Genomic DNA, 21931 nt, shown 5'->3' with positions numbered 1-21931 from the left:
GAAGAAATGTTTGATAATTTAAGTGAGAAATTTGCAGATGCTTTTAAAAACCTACAAGGTAAGGGAAAGATCTCTGAGAGCAATATTGAAGATGCCCTCAAGCAAGTGCGTACAGCTCTTTTAGAAGCCGATGTTAATTTTAAAGTTGTTAAGCAATTTATTGGTGCCGTTAAAGAGAAGGCCCTTGGAGAGAAAGTTATCTCGGGTGTAAATCCTGAGGAACAATTTATTAAAATTGTAAATGATGAACTGGCCTCTATCATGGGTTCTGCTAACGAAGAGGTCAATCTTGAAAGAGAGGGGATTGTTCCTATTCTTGTTGTTGGTCTTAACGGTCAAGGTAAGACAACTTTCTCTGGTAAATTATCTTTACACTTAAAGAAGAAGAAAAATAAGAAAGTCCTCTTAGTTCCGGTCGATACATTTAGACCGGCAGCAAAGGATCAGCTGATCACGCTTGCTAAGAGTATGGATATGGATTGGTTTGACTCTGATCTCTCTACTCATCCAAAGCTCATTGCAGAGAGCGCGATGAATTTTGCGAAAGAAAATAAGTATGATGTGGTCATTATAGATACGGCCGGACGTCTACACGTTGATGTTGAGCTAATGGGGCAGATTAAAGAGGTGAGGGACTCTCTCGCTAAGTTTGATCCTGAAGTTCTAATGGTCGCCGACGCTATGACAGGACAGGAAGCTGTAAATGTGGCCAAGAGTTTCCATGAGACAGTTAATCTTACAGGTGTTGTGCTCTCGAAGATGGACTCTGATGCCAGAGGTGGTGCGGCCCTTTCTATTCGTCATGTAACAGGCGTTCCAATCAAATATATTTCAACTGGTGAAAAGATGAAGGATCTTGAACTCTTTCATCCAGATAGACTTGCCGGTAGAATTTTAGATATGGGTGATGTCGTATCTCTAGTTGAGAAAGCGCAAGACGCTATAGATGAGCGCGATGCTGAAGATATGATGAAGAACCTTGAAAAGGGAAAGTTCACTGTTGATGATTTCATGAAGCAGATGGACATGATGAAAAACCTTGGCTCAATGTCTTCTATCTTAAAAATGATTCCAGGAATGGGGGGAATGCTAAGACAAGTTGGTGACCTCTCTCCAGCGGAAGATGAAATGAAGCGCATGCGTGTGATAATTAATTCTATGACTAAGAAAGAGAGACAAGACTATAAAATAGTGAAAGAGTCTCGTATGAAGAGAATTGCAGGTGGTTCGGGGACAACTGAAGCACAAGTTAAGGACTTCTTCGCAAAGTTTCGCCAAATGGAAAAGATGATGGGTGGAATGATGCAAATGATGAAAGGCGGTGGAATGCCGGGGATGCCAGGTATGCCTGGTGGTGGAATGCCTGGACTTCCGGGAATGCCTGGCCAAAAGCAAAAGAAGCCTCGTAAGAAAGGTGGAAAGTGGGGAGGAGGATTCTTCTCTTAAAATAAGTCTCGCGAATTACTTTATCCACAGGAGAACGTGTTGAGTAACATCTCCTGTTCCATCATTCGGCCCTGGCATACCACCAGGGCTATAGTCGGCGTAAGAACCAATAGCATACCACCAAGTACTTGTTCCCACTGAACCGTCAGCAAAGGAAGAAGTACATCCTGCTGTACAATTTCTCTCTAGTCCTCCCCAAGATGCTCCAGTTGAACTTACACTAATCGCCTGATATCCAGCAATAGGCTGATCAACACTTGGATCACTTGTTTGAGACCAGATATTCTTATGGGCGTTGCCTGGCCACTCCATTTTAAATGTAAATTTACCAGAAGATCTAAGGTACTTTATTTGTGTCATAAGAGAGTATTTCTCTAGGTCTGGAGATGGTACATTATTATTCTTAAAGCTCGCTTCAGTGGCATCTGTCCAAAAACCTCCACTTACATTATGACTAAAAATAAGTGTCCATCCACCACCGTCATTTTCCATATCACAGTAAACTGTCATTCTACTCGCTGGTGTTCCAGGGGAGAAGTCTACACTATAAACTCCTGACGGCGCATTAGGATCATTATCTAGGATGTCCTTACAATTTCTTGGAAAGCGTTTACTCTTTCTCTCTCTTATAAAGAACCATCCATTGCCAGCTCCCACACCATCACTAGTGGTTGCCCATGCTCTTACTGAACCACTATAGTAGGCTCCGTTGTGATGAAGTGTATCGTTATCGCTATTTTCACCACCACCATTTATATTTCCAGACCAGCAGGCATTATACCAAAAAGGAGTGTTGGAATAGAGCGTTCCACAATTATCGCCGTGGTTATCGTTATCCGCGTCCATGGTTGTAAATTGCATTCCGTTATGGGTACTTCCATGGGCCGAGTCAAATCCTCCAACTAGAGTTTGGTAGTTAGTCATTGTAAGCCTGTAATTATCTGAGGCCTCAAATTTATTAATACTCGCCTTATAAGAATTAGTTGTGCCAATATCGTAGTCATATTCCCATTCATAAAGGAGCTCGAAGTCATCGTCCTTAGCAATATTATTCCAATGCTTAAGTCCAAGGAAGTAATTAACGTATTTTGAATCACTATAAGGCATTGTTGGAAGAGATAAGTATGAGCAATCACCTGATGAATCCAGAGCATTTGCTGCAGCTGGCTTTGAACATCTTGGTAGAGTGTTAACAGCATCAGAGTAGGAGATACCAGTCACAGGTTTATTTGTTCCCTCTCTTGTATTTGACCACGTCAGTGTCCAACCTCCACCGTCTGTTGTCATATTACAATAAGTTTTAAATGGAGGGTTTTCTCCATTAGGTCCATCTGGATCAATCTGATACACATCACTACCGTGAGAATAATTGTGATCGAGAATATCTCTACAAGAAGTCATACTTGGAAGAGATCTAACCCATGTGGAAGTTTCTTGATATTGTTTAAGAGTTAATCCAAGTCCTGTGTCTATCTCTGTACTGGTAAAGGCATCTTCACAGTAGTCACTATTTGATCCAGTACAGGTTGAAATTGAAGCTGTATTAAAACTTGGTCTTGTTTGACAACCAGGAGCATAGCTTCCGCCAGTAAATATTCTTGTTGATGAACTTACATTAATACATGTCCAGAAGTATCTCCAATTATTTCCATAGCCTCTCATAAAATTTCCGGCCACTAACTTTACATCTTGATTCCCTTCAAAGTCATGAAAGCTCACTGTGGGAAAAGCCGCGTCTGCTTGAGAGATAACACTTTGGTAGTAGGCAACAATCGTGTCGTCAAGATAGGCGGTTTCCGTTGTCTGATCGACGACTGTTTCCCCTGTATTTTCACCTTTCATCATCATTTGATTAAAAGGAATTTTATTAGAGCGTGAGTATACTTCATTGGCAGTTGAGTTTGCGTAGGCCTCTGTAGGATATCCGTGCCAAACTTTTGTCCATCCACCACCATGAGTTGTCATATCACATTCAACACTGATGGCACTTCCTCTTGGGTAGATTGTATAAGTTCCACTTCCTTTTGATTCACCACTAAGAAGAATATCCATACAACTTTGAGGACGATCTAATTTATCTTTTATGAAAAATCTTGCAACAGCGTTAGCATCACCACTATTAAAGCCTCCGATACCTCTAACTCGAGTCCCATCGGCAGCACTATTTGTATTGTACATGAAGTGCCTAGGGTGGTTCTGTACATCTGGCTCAGGTGTTTGAGCATCAGAGCCAGTAAAGCAATCCATCCAACCAAAACTAACTTTTCCTGTAGACCAACCGTTCACTTTATCAAAGTAGTAGTCAGCAGTATTACTATTTTGAAAATGAAAAGATTGGCCACCTGGCATATTGTAGCAATTGCCATTTTCGTTCACGATTTTAAGAGTCACCATATCTTGTAGCGACTGATTCTCATGAAAACTAATAACTGAGTAATCTGTGGCGGCCCAATTACCAATATCTTTTGCCATGACCTGAGTCGCAGTTGTAAATCTTGTGACATCTAACATTCCTACTGTACTAGGAGAAGAGTAGCCAAGTGTCGAAACATCTAAACCATACTTTTCATCTCTAAACTCATTCCATGATTTCTTCACCGGTATCGTACTCGCTGCAGCGTTAGCATAGAAGAGAGTCCAGCCACCACCAAGAGTACTCATATCACAGTAGACATTTGTGGCATTGATTTGATCTGGATAGATCGTGTAGATTCCATCTCCTTTATGATCTCCCATCTGAACAATGTGAGAACAACTCATGGGTTTTAAGCCCGCCGTATGAACCCAGAGTTCTACTTCATCTGTACTTAAATTATTAAAGCTTGGAATATTTCCATTGTGATCAGTTGTTGCTCCAACACTATACCACCAATTAGGGTGTTCAACCGAGCCGTCAAAGAGAGACTTGTCTGCATTCTTTCGTCCTGAACTATCTCTATTTCCATTTTCAAGTCCTCCCCAGTAGTTACTTGAGTAGGCAATTTCAATGGGTCTATAACCCATGACACTAGTGTCGTAGAGTGGGTTACTTCTTTGAAACCAGATATTTTGAAGAGAGTTAGTTGTATCCCTATACTTAAAGGTAAGCCCATGGGAGCTTTTAAGGTTTTCTATGTATTGTAAGATAGAGTAGAGGTCTGCAGTTGGTGTCGCTTGATTTTTTAACTTAGCGTCGTCTAGGTCTGTAAAGTAGCCTCCAACTGTATTGTGCTTAAAGACTCGCGTCCATCCACCGCCATCGTTTGTCATATCACAGTACATATCAAGTGCGGGAATTGGTCCTGATTCATCTATATCTAAATTATAGACACCAGAAGTTGTTATTCCCATGGCCTGAAGGTTAGAGCAGTTTGCTTGGCAGGATCTAACCGTGAGATCACTTGGGTGATTGGCGATAAAGTTAAGCCACTCAGGGCTTGAGTTGGTTGCAACAAAGTGGCTTTCACTTCCAGTATTCCAAACCTTTTTACAGATACCGTGCGCGACTATTGTTTTTAAATTGTCAGGAGCAAGTTGAAAGCCTGTTGCAACTGTATTAATTGCAAAGGTTTCAAGGCTTAAGAGAGTCATGAATAGAGCTAAGCTATATCTCATTTCATTCTCTCTTAGTTATTCTTATTATTAGAATTCATTGTCTTTAATATTTCTTTTAAGTTCTTCTCCATCTCTTCAATTCTTCTTTCATTTTCAAGAGACTTCTTCTTTAATTCTTTATTCTCCTCTTCTAGTGAGGCAACCTTTCTTCCTAATTCTTTTACTTCCTTATCATTATCTTCAAAGTACTTATTGAATTTGTCTTTGAGCGACTTAACTGCCTCCACTAAGATAGATGTGATATTGGCGTACTTAACAGACTTATAACCAAAGTCATCTGTGTGTACTAACTCTGGTGCAACTTCTTCAACTTCTTGAGCGATGAAACCGTAATCTCTTCCTTCAGGAAGGTTTAAATCATTGTACTCATCATTTCTCCAATCAAAGAGAACACCTCTAAGGGCATCAACTTTAGCAAGTGGCGCTTCAACTAGAGTTATATTCTTTTTAAATCTCTTATCTGATGTATAGAGATAAGACGCGGCCTTTACATTACCATTAACTTCTAGTTGCTCGCTTGGATCAACTGTTCCAATACCGACACGTCCATTAGTTTCAAAAGTTACCATGGCCGGATTCTCAGTAGGTGAGACATCTGTACCGTAAGTAAATCTTAGAGATCCGTCACCAGTCCCATTAGAGTTTGTCTGTCTTGAGATGGCCCAACTATTTTCGTATGCTTTTGTCGCATGATCAACTTGTTTGAGCATAATCGAAGAACCCCAAGTGTCCGCTGATGTAGAGACGAGTGTTTGCCACGCATCTTGTGAGAGGAAGGCAAAATTGTCGTTCACAGCTTTCCAACCTGTACCTAAACTCTCAGTTTGAACTTGAAATTTAACTGACGGTGCAGTTGTTCCAATTCCAACTTTACCACCTCTATTAAGAGATAAAATATCTCCGGAGCTCATTCCACTAAAGGTTAGAGCACCACTTCCTTCAACAGAGTCTGAACCGTCATATCTAAGTATGAAGTGATCATCAGTGGCATTTTCAGCAAAGACGATACTACTTGAGTTATTTATATTTGCAGTTGTAGATTCGAGTCTTAGAGATGATGTATCACCTTTAACTGTGAGCTTATCAACAGGGTTGTTTGTCCCGATTCCGACTTTACCATTTCTAACTACGAGAGTTTCATTGTAAGCCGTACTGGCATTAGTAGTACCAATAGAGACATAGTTACTTGTATTATTCCATGTGATGGCGGAGTTATTGCTAGCATCTTCACCTAGAGAGATTACACTTGGCTCAGTAGCAGAGCCAACACTAAAGCTCGTTACTCCTGTACCTGAATTAACAGCACTTCCTAGAGTCATATCTCCCGTATTAGAAATACTTGCTCTTGTTGTTCCAGCAGTTTGTAGAAGGATCTCACCACTTGAGTTTGAGTCGGCATCAGCATTAATAATTGCGTTTACATTATTACTTGAACTATCAGCAGTAATTCCTGTTAAGCCGGAACCATCACCGTAGAAAGCAGTGGCCTTCACATTTCCTGAAACCTCTAGTCTTTCTGTAGGAGCGGTTTCTCCTAATCCAATACCAACATTACCTGATCCTGCTAATATTCTGAACCTTGTCTGAGGCGTTCCAGAATTGTAGTCGTCAATCTTAAAGTTTGCAGAAATCTCTATGACATCACTATCAGTTGCAGTTTGATGGTAGATTCTATGAGTACTGTCTGATTCACCCTTTAACTTAATGCTACTACCTGTGGAGATCGCAATATTCTTTTCTCCAATTATATTTTCAGATACAAGTAACTTACCATCTATAATATTACTTGCTTTAGAGGTAAAAGCGGTTTCATTAGATACTTGTTGATCATATAGTAGTTTTAAAAACTCTTCGCCATTAGGCACAGATGCATATCCATCAAATCTAAAGTCATATCTTGTAGAGGTATTCAAGAGCTTAAGTGCAATATACTTCACGGAAGCTACATCAACATAAACTAATCTAACATTTTCTCTTAAACAAGAGAGGGTCGCTTGATCTGTGTTATAAGCGGTAGAAGACGAAATTAGACAATTAATCGACTTATTTGACGATGTTGTATTTCCTCTTCTTGCCGTAATTCTACCTTCTACTCTATGGTCACTCATTAATGCACCATCGTATGCTTGATGGAGTATAATATAGCTTGCACCTTGACTATCTTCAGTTTGCGATTGTCCATTTAATTTAAAATTGTTGTATTTTATCTTGCCTTCATTATTTAAGTCTAAAGATGAAATAGGGTTACTAACTCCAACACCTACTTTTCCAGTATGAGTAAATCTCATCCTTTCACTTAGTGTTCCAGTTGTACCTAGTTCAAAAGCAATATCTGTTGAAGTTCCTGATCTTTGAGTCGCTACGATTCGGGCACCATCTACAGTTGTTCCACTGCCTGCTGGAACTTTCATTAAAACTCCAACTCCTCTTCCTACTCCAGCATTACCTGCGCCTTCAATAGTTAAAAAGTCTGATGCCGCTGCTCCTGCTGATCCAAATAGATGAAGTTTTGTTCTAGGAGTAGGGGTACCCATCCCAATATTTCCAGTGTTGTAATAAATGTCTGAACCTGTTGTTGTCCACTGCGATTCATTTATTGCTGCAATATCACTGGCATTCTGAGCGATATCTGTATCATTACTTGCTATATTTGAAGCATTAGTTGCTATATCTGTTGCATTGCTTGAGATATTTCCAGTGTTAGTTGAAATTGCACTGGCATTATTACTTATATTTGTCGTATTCGTTCCAATATTTGTTGCATTGGTGCTGATATCAGTATTGTTATCATTGATCTGTCCCTGAACTTTTGAAAATGCCCCGAGAACTGAGTCTGTTGCCGCAAGAGGTGTATCTGCGCCTACAGTGTAACCCGTAAGTACGCTTGCTAGCACATCATCGACAAAAGTTGAAAGAGTGTAATCTCCTCTTAGGTACTGTGAAGTTGTTCCTCCTGTTGGAAGAGCACTCTGTTTATTATTAAATGTATTCCAATCAGTTGAACTAAGGTAACCATTAGTAGATGTATTCGCTTGAGAGATAGAGAGTGAAGGAGTTGTCGTAGGGTTTGTAACAGATAGAGGAGCTGTCGCCGAAACTGAGCTAACTGTTCCAGAAGTTGGAGTTGTCCAAGAGGCGAGACCATCTGCATCTGAAGTTAGTACTTTACCAACGCCTGGTGTTCCGCCTGTGATTTTAACTTGTCCTGCAACTTCTAGCTTTGCATCTGGATCAGTGACACCAATCCCAACATTACCATTTTGAATAATTCTCATTCTCTCGTTAGAGCCACTCGTATTAAATTTAATAAAGTCATCAGCAATCATATCAATCTTTGCACCTGACTCTGAAGCTCTAATTTCCATATCCTTACTGCTAAGTAGGGCAATTGAAATACCATCTAAGAAGTTTGCATTACCTGTTGTTGAATTTGTTATTTGAATTCTATTCTTTTCGTGTAGGTTAAGACCTGAAGACGGAGAAGGTGTTCCAATACCTAAATTTCCGTTTGAAGCGAGTGTCATCTTTTCTATACTTCCAGTCGCAAATCCAATAGCGTCAGCACCAGATGAAAAGAGACCTGTATTTGGATCGTTGTTAAATGAAAGTGCCGGCGCAAAAGATGTTCCATCGGCCAGTTTAAGCTGAGATGTCATTGGAACTGAGCCATCGGCCATGAAGTCACCAGTTCCAGTATTTGCTGTAATATAATTCTTTATTGCTTGTACTGAAGGGGCCCTATCTGTTTCACTTCCTGTTGTTGCATTAATTACTGCCGCTGCTTTTGCGCGAGAGTCTTGGAAGTAAAGATTTGTAGAACCTTCGGCAACATCGTCAGTGTCTAGTACAATATTTGAAGAGAGGGCGACTCCGTTAACAGTTGTAGTCTTGTCAACTTTTGAAGCAATATCTGTTGTATTAGTAGCGATATCAGATGCGTTAGTTGAGATTGAAGTTTGATTGGCATTTATTTGTCCCTGCACTTTAGAGAAAGCTCCTACAACATTATCTGTTGCAGCTAGGGGAGTATTTGCACCTGCACTATATCCTGTTAGGACACTAGCTAGAACATCATCTACAAAAGTTGAAAGAGTTAAATCGCCTCGAAGGTATTGTCCAGTCGTTCCACCACTAGGTAGAGCGTCCTGCTTCATATTAAAAATATTCCAGTCCGTTGAACTTAAGTAACCGTCAGCAGTTGTTGTCGCCGCAGGAATTGAGAGATCGACATCTGATGCTGTACCACCTTTTACCAGAGGAGCAGTTACATCAACACTTGTCACACTTCCGGCACCAGAGAGAGAAGTCCAACTTGCTGTTCCATCCGCGGAGGACGTAAGAACTTTTGTAGCACCCTCAGTACCATCAACAATTTTTAACTTTCCATTTATCGTAACGATATCAGTAGAGAAGTCACCTTGGATAAGTGGAGTCGCAGTATTTGAATTATCAATATAGAGCTTATTTGATCCTGTTTCATTTTCTCCAGCGGCATTTCCTATGAAGACATTTCCACTTCCTGAAATATTGCTGGCACCAGCGTTGTAACCAATGGCCACATTATTTGATCCACTTTGATTAGCAGTAAGTGAGCCATCACCAATAGACGTATTAAAGTTACCTGTAGTTAAAGCGTCGAGTGAAGTAATACCAACTCCTGTATTTGAAGTTCCCATTGTATTACTATGACCAAGGAATAAGTTATCCGTTGTTGTTGCAGCATCAGAGAGATCGTCTAAGTTTGTAACTGTCGCAGCTGTTGCTCTCGGTTCCCATTTAGATGTGGCATTATTCCATGTCAAAACATCGTTGTCGTTTGGAGCTGCATTATCAACATCATTACCTTGAAGAGAAATAGCATCGGCATCTTCACATCCAAAACCTGGAGCTCCAAAAATCATTCTCTGTCCAGCTGGACATGCACTGGCATCAATTGAGAATTGACCTGCTGTGAGATCAATCCCTGTTCCCGCTGTGTAAGTCGTATCTGAGTCTGTTCCAACATCATCTGTTACACATGAAAAATTAGTACCATCAGATTTTAGAACTTCTCCCGCATTACAAGTTGGAAGTGAGCTTTTGGCAAAGGCCAGTACATTAGGGTCAGTTTCAACAGAAGTTACAAGTTTTCCTGAACCATCAAGTTGTGGAATATTTCCAGCACCGGCTCCTACGTCAACAGCTATTGTTCCTGACGAAGTGATCGTTCCACCTGTAAGCCCAGTTCCTGCTGTAATAGAAGTTACTGAACCAGTACTTGCTGAAATACATTTAAAGTTACCAGAACCATCTCCAGCAATAACTTCATTATTAGCACAATTGGCCGCAACACCTTTTAAGTCTGTATTAACAATTGATCCCTCTCTAACAGAAGCCGCTTCTAGGGCAAAAGTCGCTAGAGGTGTGGATGTGATGGCCTGGGCCGGATAAACTTTTGTATGAGTATTATCCGTCACTCTTATAAATAATTCTTCTGACGCATTTACAGCATCTGAAATAATTTGTTTCAACGATCTAGAGCTATCACAAGTTGTTCCGTAGTCTACTTCTAAATGGAAAACCCCATTGGAGAGTGGAACAGAAGTGTCAGTGATTGAACATAGAGTTGTAGGTGTAGAAGTTACAATGTCTAAGGTAATACTTACTGGCCCAGAAATAGGTGCACCGTTAGCGCTAGTGAGCCTTCCTGAGTAAGAAATTTTCTCAGAAGCAAAAGTTATACTTGTGCTTAGAAAAAGTAAGAAAATTTTTAGCAGCATATTATTCATCAAACGTTCCACAAAGTAGCTGAAAGTAGTAGGTCTTTCATACTATTCTATTCGGTAGATGGTTAATTTTATTAAGAAAACTTGTGGGTGAATTAATTCGATAGTTTAGGGAGGGAACCTTTAGGTAAAATATAGAAAGGATAATAGAACCTGAGTATAAAACTTGGCAATTACCCTTTCTTCTATCTTTAATACTTTGGAATTCTTATCTTTCAAAGAAGAGGCAGTACCTCATTGCTCCGTTAAAGTTTTGAGATTTAGAAATAATATATTGATTGGAATATCTATAAATAGTTCTTTGTCCATTTGCGTGAGGAGTATAGAAATCTTTTTTGATAACGGCCTTAGTAAAAGAATCCCCATGAGTATCCATAATTTGAAACTCACTCATGCTATCAAGATAGTCTATATAATTTGAGATGACTGTTAAGAGTTCATATGAATTTCTCTTACTTGCTTTTCTAAGAAAAAGAATACTTCCCAACTTTTCATTCACTGCCTGTGGTTGAAAGCATCGACCATTCCAAACTCTATTGCTGGCGTCATCAAGAATTTCTTTCTTAGTAAGAGGGCTTCCTTTTACAAACATCTCTTTAACATCATCAAATCCAACAGCGGCACTAATGTGAATTGAAGTTGTAAGGAGGGCCAAGATCGCTATTAATTTCATCTTCATCTATTTCTATCCTTCATTTTTGATTCGAATAAATAGCTATAGCAATAAAGATTTTTATTAAAAATAAATTAATCAAAGGACTGTAACAATTATATTTAGACAGTGTAGGGGGGAATTAGTAAATAATTTCTTCTTTTGAAGATTCAAGAATATTGCTTGAGTCGAGTTCATACTTTGAGCTTCCACTGGTGATAGAATTGTCCCCAATGGCCGCAGGCTCTCTGAAGATTCCAAAACTATTAAAGCTTCCACTGACTTCCATATGTCCCGACCCATTTACAGCAGGAGCAGAAGTCGTCGTAGGTGCAAAGGCAAAGTAGTCAAAGTCTTGTAGAATCACTCTATGGGTTACACAAGTTCTTTTGGCCTCATCAGTAGGGTTTCTATTTGAGAGAATAGAGACAAAGAAATTTCCAGCACTACCATATTGCATAATATCTGGTCTTAGTGGAGTTGTAATCGTTGTGAAAATTGAACTTAGATCGAATAGGTCCGGAGTAGAGTTTCCATCAAAGTCTACACCATAAGTTCCGTGAAGAAAGTTCTCTTCAACTTGCTTACAGTTGAGCGCAGAAGGATCTGAACTTAGGCCATAGAGTCCATAATCATATCCACTTTCTCCAAAATTATCAGAGTCAATGGCGATGCTCGACTGCTGTGTTGTTTGAAGATATTGAATATCTACAATTGAATCCATATCGGGGAGAGTTTGATCTACGAGGTAAGTTTGATTTGCGCTCTCTCCTAGAATTCCACTAGGGCTAATCCCTACATAGCTTAAGCAGTAATTTCCATCACCACTACCAATATTTAAGGTAGAGCTATAAAGAGTTCCCCCTGCACTAGGATTTGGATCACAACAGCTACCATTGGCAACACAATAATAAATATCTCCAGATTGAGCAGAGCTTAGAGTTACATTTGGATTGGATGAAAAGTTTCCCGACCCAATATCTGCAGTTACTGTAGGAGCAACATCACTACTTGAATCAGTTGTATCAGAGCTTCCACCCACTTGTGAACCACTAGAGTCTGCGCTACTTGAGTTATCGCTCACATCACTAGAGTTACAATTTGTCGTACAATTTGAAATGCCATAGAGATTGTCGTCACTAGAATCCGCACTATCTAAGTCAGCGACAGACTTAAAGTCACTTTGTTCGCTACTATCATTGCTAGAGCTACTTTGACTTTCTTGGGATGGTTCACGTCTACTGACTCTTGGACCATTTGCTTCGCTGGCGCCCCCAGAAGGAGAAGTGTCTCCATAGTTGATTACTGCATCTTGAGTGCTACTAGGAGTAGACGTCTCGTCTTCACTTGCATTATTAAAGTTTGCGTTGACAAGTGCCTTTAAGGCGGGATCTTCGTCGGCCCTAAAGTCTTCTTCAATTTCTTTATTAGAGTCTTCTTCTATGAGTATCGCGCTTTCTTCTTCATTAAGATCAAGAGAAACTGAGGCAGGTCTTCTCGCCCTGCGATCATATTTACTTAGGCCATCGCTATCAGTGAGGGCTATTTCTTTGGAAGACTTCTCTTTTTTTGGTTCCTCAAACTTCTCACTGACCCTCGGTACGAAGTAGACGAGCGAAGCAGCAGCTCCCATTAGGGCCGCAGTCTTTATGAGATAATTTCTAAACTCGTTAAACATAGTAATCTTCTCGGATATTTGTCTTTTTTAGTTTAAATGATTTTCTAGTGTTAGATTTTGTTTACGAAATTTCAGCTATTTATATTTTCTAACTGGATCTTGAAAACTTCAAATTGACTACTTTTCATGCCTTAGGAGACTTTGCTTTGGGTCATGACATAGTCCGATCCAACTTATTTAATACCGTTATGAAAAATCTCGCACTACACATCCTTTTTTTATTTTCGACATTAACATTTGCGGCCAACGCTGATTACCCTGCCCATTGGTGGCAAGAGGTAGATCGTCAAACAGCTCCAGGCTGGGAAGTTCTTCCACAGGACGCTAAAGAGGGAGAAGTCATTCTTTCAAAGCGTAATGAACTTGGAATTCTTTCAAATTTTGCGGCCACAGACTTTGTTTACAAAGGAACTCTGTACAAGTCAGTTGAAGGTTTCTGGCAGTCGCTAAAGTATCCTGAGTCGCAAGATGACATGAGAGCGACTTTCGAGGGAATAGAGTGGCCATATTCAAGGGCCGAAGTTGAATTGATGACAGGCTTTCTGGCCAAGAAGGCCGGCGGTTATGCCAATGCAAATATGAGAGAGATGGGAATTGACTGGGTGACTTTCCAAGGAAAGAAAATCAAGTTTTGGACAGTATCTAAAGGTGTTCATTACCGTCTGATTAAAGATGCTCTGAGAACAAAGGCCATTCAGAATCCAAAGGTGATGGAGATTCTTCTCTCCACTGGAGATCTGAAACTTCTTCCTGATCATATTATGGGAGATGCTCCTCCTGCGTGGTTCTACAATAAGATTTGGATGGAGCTTCGAAAAGAATTTAGAGAGCAAGCTCAGTAAAAGTTTGGAGGTCAGTAGAGACTCCCTTTTTTATATGTAAAAATGACGCGATGCATTGTTTGATTTTTAATTTATTGATAAATTCACCTAAATTTTTAATTTAGGAGTTACTATGAAAAAGGGTCTACTAATCTTAATGTCACTACTTTGTCTAAATTCAGCTTATGCACTTTCAGATGCTGAGTGTAGAGATGTCTATAATAATGCCTTTGAAGATCTTGTGAGCGCTTCACTTGACTTTAACCAAGGTTATAGCGATAAGTTCCAATTCTCTGCCCAAGTTGCTGAAATCTCAACTAAGGTATCAACCGTTAGAGCGATTTGTATGGCCGTAGAGAGTCCAAGAAATAAGAATTGTGTTCAGGCTTATAAGAAGAGATATAAGACTCTTAGAAAGGAAATTAAGGTTCTCTCAGTGCTTACAGGAAACCAGACTGAGGTTAAGCCAAGAATTCTTCAGAGTATCTCTAATGAATTCAGCTCATTATTTAATCGTATTAAATGCGGTGACTTATAAGAATTAATTACTTAAAACATTGACATCTAACGGGTCATGAATTAATTAATATAGCCTATTTACAAGTGTAATAAAGAGTTATTGTAGGAGTTAATACATGCTAACAATCAGAATGCAACGCGGTGGTAGAGTTCATATGCCTATTTACACTATTGTTGCCACAGACTCAAGAAATCCAAGAGACGGAAAGTTCCTTGAAAGATTAGGTCAATACAATCCACATATCGAAGGTTCACAACTTATCGACGTAAAAGCTGAAAGAATTGCTGCTCTAGTTAAGAGTGGAGCTACTATGTCAGATACAGTTAGAACTCTTTTAAAGAAAAACAAGATCCAATTAGGTTAAGTTTTTTCTCCTCTTTTTAGCTTTCGTTAGAAAGAGGGTCGCCTTTGGCGAAACAATGTTAATGGAAAAGGTATTCCTAGTGGATACCTGTAGAAAGCGAGAGTACTAAATGAGCGAATTGAAAGATCTAATCCATTACGTTTCTAAATCACTAGTCGACATGCCAGATGCGGTAGAAGTAAACGAGATTGTAGGAGAACAAACTACAGTTATCGAACTTAAAGTTGATAAGACAGATTTAGGTAAAGTTATCGGTAAGCAAGGTCGTACGGCCAGAGCCCTTAGAACAATTCTTAATGCTGCATCAACAAAGCTTAAGAAGAGATCTGTTCTAGAAATTATCGAATAGACTAAAACTAAAAGACGCAATCTTTAAACCTCACTTTCAGTGAGGTTTTTTTTTCTAAACTTTCTTAATTCTTTTTTTTCTCCTATCATATCTCTATGAATTTTAGTGACTATAGTATTCTCATTGCTGAGGATGACGAAGATTTATTAGAACTTTGCTTGGAAGCTTTTCAAATGAAAGGTTTTAAGGTCTATGGTTCAAACGATGGACTTCGAGCTCTTGAAATCTTTAAGAGTGAGAGTATTGATATCATTATCTCCGACTCAGGTATGCCGGGACTAAGTGGGCTGGAACTTTTGAGAGAAGTGAGAAGCATGGCCGAAAAGTCACCACTCTTTTTTCTATTTTCTGGGGATATTTTTCTAACAGATGAGCAAGTAAAAGAGAAGGGGGCAACTGCTCTCATCTCGAAACCCTTTGGTCTTGATGAGATACTTCAAACAGTAATAAATTCTATAGAAGAAAGAGACTATGTCGTATCAAAGTAAATCAAATGATTTTTTAAAAATAGCTGAGAGCTTTAAGCTTGGGCGCTTAACTACAGAGAAGTCTCATCCTAAGACAATTGGTCTCTCTGAATGGGCCAATAGTGACTTAGAGAGGGCCTTAAAGGCCATAAAGGAGATAGATCTATCTCTATTTTCTACAGTTTTAGAAAAACAAAGTGAGATAGAGCTCTTTCAAAGAGATGTTCAAGAAACTCTAGAATGTGGAGGAAGAATTTTTCTGTGTGGCTGTGGGGCGACAGGAAGATTATCACTCGCTCTAGAGACCATATGGAATCAGTCAGGCAATGAAAAGGGAAGGGTTATCTCTTTTATGGCCGGTGGGGATGTGGCGCTAATTCATTCGATAGAAAATTTTGAAGATCACCCAGAGTACGGTGAGAGACAATTACTTGATCTTGGTTTTAGCGATAACGATCTTCTCGTTGCTATAACTGAGGGAGGTGAAACACCCTTTGTTATAGGTGCAGCAGAGACGGCCCAAAGAACCTCAAAGAGAAACCCATATTTTCTTTACTGCAATCCAGACGATATTCTTTGTGAGACAGTGGAGCGCTCAAGAAGAGTGATTGAAAATAAGTCCATTAAGAAGCTTAATCTCACTACCGGAGAAATGGTCTTGGCCGGCAGCACGCGAATGCAGGCAAGTACGATACAAATGCTGGTCACTGGCATGGCCCTATTTAACTACAATAAGGATTGGCCTCTAAATTTAATGAAGAAGTTTGAAGAGCTTTCTTCGTCGCTACTCACTCCCTTTATAGAGAGGGAGTCTGAGATATATAAAGAGGGTGGAGGAATCATCTATAATTGTGATTCAAAGTTAGGAATTAGTGTTCTTACAGACACGACTGAAAGATCACCAACATTTAGTTTACTGCCTTTTGAAGAAAATTCTAGTTCAGCGATTTCCCATCACTCTCTATGTTATCTCTCACTTTTAGGAGAGAGTCGTATTGAAGATGCTTGGAAGAGTTTACTCTCAAGAGATCCTAGGACGCTAGAGTGGGATGAAATAAAGGGACTGGCCGCTGTTGATCGCCTATACCGATTCGATATATCGAGTGAATTGATTAATAAAAGAAGAAGTTATTGCAAAGGTGAGCAATACATCTTTTCTCTAGAATTGAATGAAGAAAAATTAAATATTGCTCTCGACTCTAGGGAGTGTGAAATTGACTTCTCTGGATTTGATCTTTTAAGCGTTCATATTATTACAAAAATCTTATTAAATACTCACTCAACTCTCGTTATGGGAAGACTTGGTCGTTATGAAAGTAATATCATGACATGGGTTAGGCCAAGTAATAATAAGTTGATTGATCGAACGATCCGCTATGTGGATATACTTTTGCGTGAGAGAAATATTGAAAGAAGTTACGAGCAGATATGTGAAAAATTATTTGAAGCTATGGAAGGAGCAAGTAAAGATGACCCTCTTGTTCTTAAAACTTTAGAGGGCCTTATTTAAATTATTTTAAGCTTTTCTTGTCGTCGTCTTTATCAGTGCTTTGTTCGTCTTCTTCTCCAAGACCTTTTTTAAAGTTCTGAATGGCCTTTCCTAGTGAACTTCCAAGTTGTGGTAGCTTCTTACCTCCGAAGAGTAGAACAACAATTGCTAGAACGACTAAACTCTCACCAATTCCAAATCCCATATTTTCATCCTTAGTCTAATAGATCTTAGACATATCCATTGTGTACTTACCTGGAGAATACTCTGCAAATCTCTTGGCCTTAATACTTTTGTAGAGGGCCTTACTATTTGAATAACTAGAGTATGGATAAATAGCTATACCACCTCTAGGAGTAAATTCTCCTATAACTTCAATATACTTCGGTTTCATGAGTTTCGCTAGGTCATCACAGATTTTCTGTATGCAATCTTCGTGAAAGTCACCGTGGTTACGGAAGCTAAAGAGGTATAATTTAAGAGATTTACTCTCTACCATCTTCTTATCCGCAATATAATTTATATAAATTCTGGCAAAGTCTGGCTGAGACGTCTTCGGGCAGAGGCTTGTGAACTCTGTACATAGGAAAGTAGTCCATGCATCACTATTAGGATTCTTATTATCAAAGGCCTCTAGGACTTCGGGAGAGTATGTCATAGAGTACTTAGTCTCGGCCTCTCCAAGTGTGAAGCTCGCAAGTTCTTTTGCGTTGCGTCCCTTTGCACCTGTTCCAGTCTTCTTCTTCTTTGTCTTAACTTTTGCCATCAGCTCTTCCCCTTATTATATAAATCAGGTACATTATGCGCTCTAAATAGTCAAAAAGATGTGAAAATATGACAGATCAAAATGAAAATTTCTTAGGTGTCTATGATTCACTTGGACACCGAAAAACAAAAGTTGTCTTTGTCCAATTAGGCTCTCCCAAGTCACCGAAAGTGAGTGATGTAAGAACGTTTTTAAAAGAGTTTCTTGGAGACCCACGAGTTGTAGATATAAATCCAACTCTTTGGAAAATTATCTTAAACCTCTTTGTAATTCCATTTAGACCGGCGAGATCGGCCAAGCTCTATTCAAGAATCTGGAATGGAGAGAGCTTTCCGCTCATTGATAATACAAAGAGCTTTAGTGACAAAGTCTCTTCATTTCTTAAGAGCGATAAGGTTGAAGTTGAGTATGCCTTTCTTCTTTCATCTCCTAGAGTAGATGAAGTGTGGGATAGATGGGAGAGAGAAGTTTCTAGCTCCCCTGAGACTGCGGCAACTGAGCTTCTTATCATTCCAATGTTTCCTCAGTACTCCGAGAGTACAGTGGCCTCAGGAATGGACGGCTTCTTCAGTGTTTTAAAGACGAGGGTGCAAATACCTCCTTTTAAATTTCTAACTAACTTCCATAGAAGTAAGGCCTTTATTGATAACTCAGTTGTACAAATTGATAATTTCCTAGAGCGCTTTGAGAGAGATGGAAAGAAGAGCGATAAGCTCATTATCTCTTTTCATGGCATTCCAAAGAGAAGAGTTCTTTATAAGAATGATATTTACTATAAGCATTGTTTTGAAACGTACTTTCTCATTAAGAGTAGAGTGAAAAATATTGATGCAAGAGATATTGTTATCACTTTTCAATCTCGCTTTGGTTCTGAGGAGTGGCTTACTCCGTACACAGAAGATGTGATGGAGGAGCTGATAGACGAAGGGGCGAAGAATATTGCTGTCTACTGTCCTAGTTTCGTCGCCGATTGTTTAGAGACAACTGATGAAATTGCCACTGAGCTTGCTGAAGAAGCAAAAGAGCTAGGTGGAGAAATTCAATTTATAGAGTGTTTAAATGACGACAAGAAGTGGTGTGAGGACTTTTCACACTTTGTTGAAAATCAATGTGAGGGCAGTGGAGAAACTAAGGCCCAAGATTTTTATTATATGCAAAAAGAGGATTACAAGCAGATGGAAAAACCTTCAATGAAATCAGAACCCTTATCAGCAAATGCAAAGAGTTCACTAAAGATCGTTTTCTTAACACTATTCTTAGACTTAGTAGGATTTTCAATTATCTTCCCTCTCTTTCCTGCTCTTGCAAAACACTACATAAGTGTTGATGGGGATAACTTCTTTTTAAATCTCATCTTCAATGGAATTGAAACCCTCACTGCGACAGGTGGTGCCGGTAAACTCTCTTCTATTGTTCTCTTTGGAGGGGCCCTTGGAGCGCTCTATTCTTTCCTTCAATTTATTGCCGCTCCAGTTTGGGGAAGAATCTCTGATCGCATTGGTAGAAAGCCAGTGTTACTTGTTTCAGTTTTTGGTCTGGCCCTTAGTTATGTCCTGTGGTTCTTCTCTGGTTCATTTACAACTCTAATCATCGCGAGGTTTATTGGAGGAATCATGGGGGGAAATATTTCTACTGCTACTGCCGTCGTTGCCGATGTTACGTCTAAAGGAAATAGATCAAAGGGAATGGCGACTATTGGAATTGCCTTTGCCCTTGGATTCATCATAGGTCCTGCTATGGGTGGGATTATGTCTTTGATCGATTTAACGAAGAGCTTTCCTGAGCTTGCAGCCTATGGTGTGAATCCTTTCTCAATGGCCGCTGGGATCGCATTTATTTTAAGTGCATTTAATCTCTTCTTCCTCTATAGAAACTTCAAGGAGTCTTTACCGGAAGAGAAAAGAGGAAATGCTCACTCTAGCGAGAGAACATTTAATCCACTACAACTCTTTAAACCACTTCCTTATGAGGGAGTTAACCTTACAAACTTTGGTCACTTCTTATTTTTAATGGCCTTTAGTGGAATGGAGTTTACTCTAACTTTCCTAGCTGTAGAGAGAATGAATTACTCTTCTATGGATAATGCCTATATGTTCATTTTTATCGGCTTTATTATAGCAATGGTTCAAGGTGGCTTTGTCAGAAGAAAGGCCGGTCAAATAGGGGAGAAGAAAGTCGCGCTCATGGGACTTATTTGTCTTATTCCTGGGCTTATTTCGATTGGACTTTCAACATCAAGCTTCTTGCTCTACGTAGGACTTTTCTTTTTGGCCGTAGGTTCGAGTATGGCCATCCCTTGTTTAACTTCTCTGGTTTCTCTCTATACTCCAGCAGCAGAGCAGGGGCACAGTATTGGGATTTTCAGATCTCTTGGAGCACTATCTAGGGTTATCGGTCCGATCATTGCTTCAATCATTTATTGGAAGTTTGGATCAAGCTCACCATACTTTCTTGGTTCGGCTTTTTTAATTATTCCAATAATTCTCATTTCAATGTTGAAGAAGCCAAACGAGGCCATCTAGTTTTTTCTATATAATCTCAGAGCTGTTAATGGTTTTTATTTAGCAGCTCTTACTTTACACAGTTTGTAGGATAAGCTATGAAGAGATCCAAGTTTTTGTGAAAATTAACACTTGGAGTTCTAGATGAAAAATCTAATCGCAATCTTTTTATTTTTAAGTTCAATTTCTGCTTTTTCAATGTCAAATCAACAGATTACGGCAGATGTTAACATTCAATTCTCATGTATTATTCCTGGTCATGGTGGTGGATGTAGCCTAGAAACTTACAAGTTTAATGCCCATCCAAACGCAGAAACGGTGAAAGTTTTCACAACTTTCTTAGAGGATGGAGAGCTTCAAACTCATGCTCTTGAAAGTATTAATACTAATTATATTTACTTATACACGTCTGAAAACGACCAATTTCCGGCCAACGCAATTAGAATTGGAAAGAAGAAAACTTCTATTACTTCAATTTTCTTTGATGTTAATGGTTCATTTATTGATGCGAAAACAGAAGTGCTCCACACTACATTTGAACTAGAGTACTAGTTCTAAAGAAGAGAAGTAGATGTGTTAGGGATCTAGCACATCTACTTTTTCGCAATTATTCAGAAATTTGTGATTGAATAAAATTCTGGATTCCAACTTGCTTAATTAAGCTCTGCTGAGTTTCTAGCCAATCGATATGCTCTTCTTCGCTATCTAAGATTCTCTTTAAGATATCTCTTGTTATATAGTCCTGCTTCTTTTCACAAAGAGAAATATACTCTCTTAGTTCAGGAACGGCCTTGTACTCAACCTCTAGGTCGGCAGCGATAAGCTCTTCGATATTTTGACCAATTTTAAGTCTATTAAGCTTTTGAAGGTTAGGAAGCCCCTCTAAGAAGAGAATACGCTTAATAATCTCATCTGCGTGCTTCATCTCATCAATAGAAGCGTCGTACTCAAGCTTACCAAGCTTCTCAAGTCCCCAGTCATCTAGCATTCTGGCGTGGAGAAAGTATTGGTTAATGGCCGTGAGTTCATTGGCCAAAACGTTATTTAAGGCCTCGATAATTTCTTTATCACCTTTCATAAAAGATCCTTTCAAAATTTATTGATTTAATAATTAGAATTATTATAGAGAATGGGTGCTAGAGGAGCAATGAAGTTATTTCTTTTTCTTTTCTTGATGGGCCACTGATTTTGCTAATGTCATCTTCTCGATTGCATCGATTAGACAAATTCCACAGCTATCACCAACTCCAAGGTCCTTTAAAACGTCAGTTGGCTTTGCGTCAGGCTTGATCGCTTGTTCGAGCTGTTCTTCTGTAATGCCTTTGCAGATGCAGATGTACATAGTTTTCTACCAGTTAAATTCCTGTTAGCTAATCGGACATAACTTTAATTAGCTTAACACTTGTTAATAATACTATGTAAAAGTTTGCCTGGTCAAACTTTATTTTGAGCGTTGAATAAATAGCTGATTTTGCATTGCTTCTACTATGTAAGCTTTTCATTGTGAGTTGTGCGGCGC

The 21931-nt window shown here is 39.3% G+C and carries 17 protein-coding genes; 9 read left to right on the top strand and 8 right to left on the bottom strand.

Annotation, left to right across the window (positions count from 1 at the left end; translation table 11 throughout):
- Positions 1 to 6: 6 nt before the first annotated feature.
- On the top strand, positions 7 to 1446 hold the full coding sequence (gene ffh / locus BMS_RS10220; RefSeq protein WP_014244739.1) for a signal recognition particle protein: 1440 nt from the start codon (positions 7 to 9) through the stop codon (positions 1444 to 1446).
- A 15-nt stretch (positions 1447 to 1461) separates the two neighbouring features.
- Here ffh and BMS_RS10215 read toward each other — a convergent pair whose 3' ends face one another.
- From BMS_RS10215 to BMS_RS10200, 4 genes are all read right to left on the bottom strand, one after another.
- Positions 1462 to 5040: a fibrinogen-like YCDxxxxGGGW domain-containing protein gene (locus BMS_RS10215; protein ID WP_014244738.1), complete on the bottom strand. Its 3579-nt coding sequence runs from the start codon at positions 5038 to 5040 to the stop codon at positions 1462 to 1464.
- Between the two features lie 11 nt (positions 5041 to 5051).
- A complete protein-coding gene (locus BMS_RS10210; protein ID WP_044557499.1) occupies positions 5052 to 10808 on the bottom strand; it encodes a tail fiber domain-containing protein in 5757 nt (1918 codons plus the stop codon).
- A 205-nt stretch (positions 10809 to 11013) separates the two neighbouring features.
- The gene (locus BMS_RS10205; protein WP_014244736.1) at positions 11014 to 11484 is read right to left on the bottom strand and encodes a hypothetical protein; all 471 of its coding nucleotides are present in this window, start codon (positions 11482 to 11484) and stop codon (positions 11014 to 11016) included.
- Positions 11485 to 11599: 115 nt separating this feature from the next.
- Positions 11600 to 13135: a hypothetical protein gene (locus tag BMS_RS10200; RefSeq protein WP_044557498.1), complete on the bottom strand. Its 1536-nt coding sequence runs from the start codon at positions 13133 to 13135 to the stop codon at positions 11600 to 11602.
- A gap of 188 nt (positions 13136 to 13323) precedes the next feature.
- On the opposite strand from BMS_RS10200, the gene BMS_RS10195 reads away from it, so the two are divergent.
- The 6 genes from BMS_RS10195 (at position 13324) to BMS_RS10170 (ending at position 17166) form a co-directional block, all read left to right on the top strand.
- A complete protein-coding gene (locus BMS_RS10195; RefSeq protein ID WP_157765753.1) occupies positions 13324 to 13977 on the top strand; it encodes an NADAR family protein in 654 nt (217 codons plus the stop codon).
- Between the two features lie 112 nt (positions 13978 to 14089).
- Positions 14090 to 14494 (top strand): hypothetical protein, encoded by a 405-nt coding sequence (locus BMS_RS10190; RefSeq protein ID WP_014244733.1) that lies wholly within the window; start codon positions 14090 to 14092, stop codon positions 14492 to 14494.
- A 97-nt stretch (positions 14495 to 14591) separates the two neighbouring features.
- A complete protein-coding gene (gene rpsP / locus BMS_RS10185) occupies positions 14592 to 14840 on the top strand; it encodes a 30S ribosomal protein S16 (protein ID WP_014244732.1) in 249 nt (82 codons plus the stop codon).
- Positions 14841 to 14949: 109 nt separating this feature from the next.
- Entirely contained in the window at positions 14950 to 15189 is a 240-nt protein-coding gene (locus tag BMS_RS10180) for a KH domain-containing protein (RefSeq protein ID WP_014244731.1), read from the top strand.
- Positions 15190 to 15284: 95 nt separating this feature from the next.
- A complete protein-coding gene (locus BMS_RS10175) occupies positions 15285 to 15677 on the top strand; it encodes a response regulator (protein ID WP_014244730.1) in 393 nt (130 codons plus the stop codon).
- Positions 15661 to 17166 (top strand): hypothetical protein, encoded by a 1506-nt coding sequence (locus BMS_RS10170; RefSeq protein ID WP_014244729.1) that lies wholly within the window; start codon positions 15661 to 15663, stop codon positions 17164 to 17166. The genes BMS_RS10175 and BMS_RS10170 overlap by 17 nt, the downstream gene beginning before the upstream one ends.
- A gap of 1 nt (position 17167) precedes the next feature.
- On the opposite strand, the gene tatA is transcribed toward BMS_RS10170, so the two are convergent.
- Together tatA and queF are read right to left on the bottom strand one after the other, a co-directional pair.
- Positions 17168 to 17350, bottom strand: a complete 183-nt coding sequence (tatA, locus tag BMS_RS10165) for a twin-arginine translocase TatA/TatE family subunit (protein WP_014244728.1) — start codon at positions 17348 to 17350, stop codon at positions 17168 to 17170.
- Between the two features lie 15 nt (positions 17351 to 17365).
- Positions 17366 to 17911, bottom strand: coding sequence for a preQ(1) synthase (gene queF, locus BMS_RS17930; protein ID WP_014244727.1), 546 nt, complete (start codon positions 17909 to 17911; stop codon positions 17366 to 17368).
- Positions 17912 to 17979: 68 nt separating this feature from the next.
- On the opposite strand from queF, the gene hemH reads away from it, so the two are divergent.
- Positions 17980 to 20433 (top strand): ferrochelatase, encoded by a 2454-nt coding sequence (gene hemH, locus BMS_RS17505; RefSeq protein WP_014244726.1) that lies wholly within the window; start codon positions 17980 to 17982, stop codon positions 20431 to 20433.
- A gap of 123 nt (positions 20434 to 20556) precedes the next feature.
- On the top strand, positions 20557 to 20964 hold the full coding sequence (locus tag BMS_RS10150; protein WP_014244725.1) for a hypothetical protein: 408 nt from the start codon (positions 20557 to 20559) through the stop codon (positions 20962 to 20964).
- A gap of 55 nt (positions 20965 to 21019) precedes the next feature.
- Here the strand turns inward: BMS_RS10150 and bfr are convergent, their stop codons facing one another.
- A complete protein-coding gene (bfr, locus tag BMS_RS10145; protein ID WP_014244724.1) occupies positions 21020 to 21490 on the bottom strand; it encodes a bacterioferritin in 471 nt (156 codons plus the stop codon).
- A gap of 75 nt (positions 21491 to 21565) precedes the next feature.
- The gene (locus tag BMS_RS10140) at positions 21566 to 21754 is read right to left on the bottom strand and encodes a (2Fe-2S)-binding protein (RefSeq protein WP_014244723.1); all 189 of its coding nucleotides are present in this window, start codon (positions 21752 to 21754) and stop codon (positions 21566 to 21568) included.
- Positions 21755 to 21931 lie beyond the last annotated feature (177 nt).

It is taken from the genome of Halobacteriovorax marinus SJ (genome assembly GCF_000210915.2).
In the GTDB taxonomy this organism is placed as follows: domain Bacteria; phylum Bdellovibrionota; class Bacteriovoracia; order Bacteriovoracales; family Bacteriovoracaceae; genus Halobacteriovorax; species Halobacteriovorax marinus.
The sequence above is the reverse complement of the archived record's forward strand: the minus strand, read 5'-3'. Positions and strand labels throughout refer to the sequence as shown.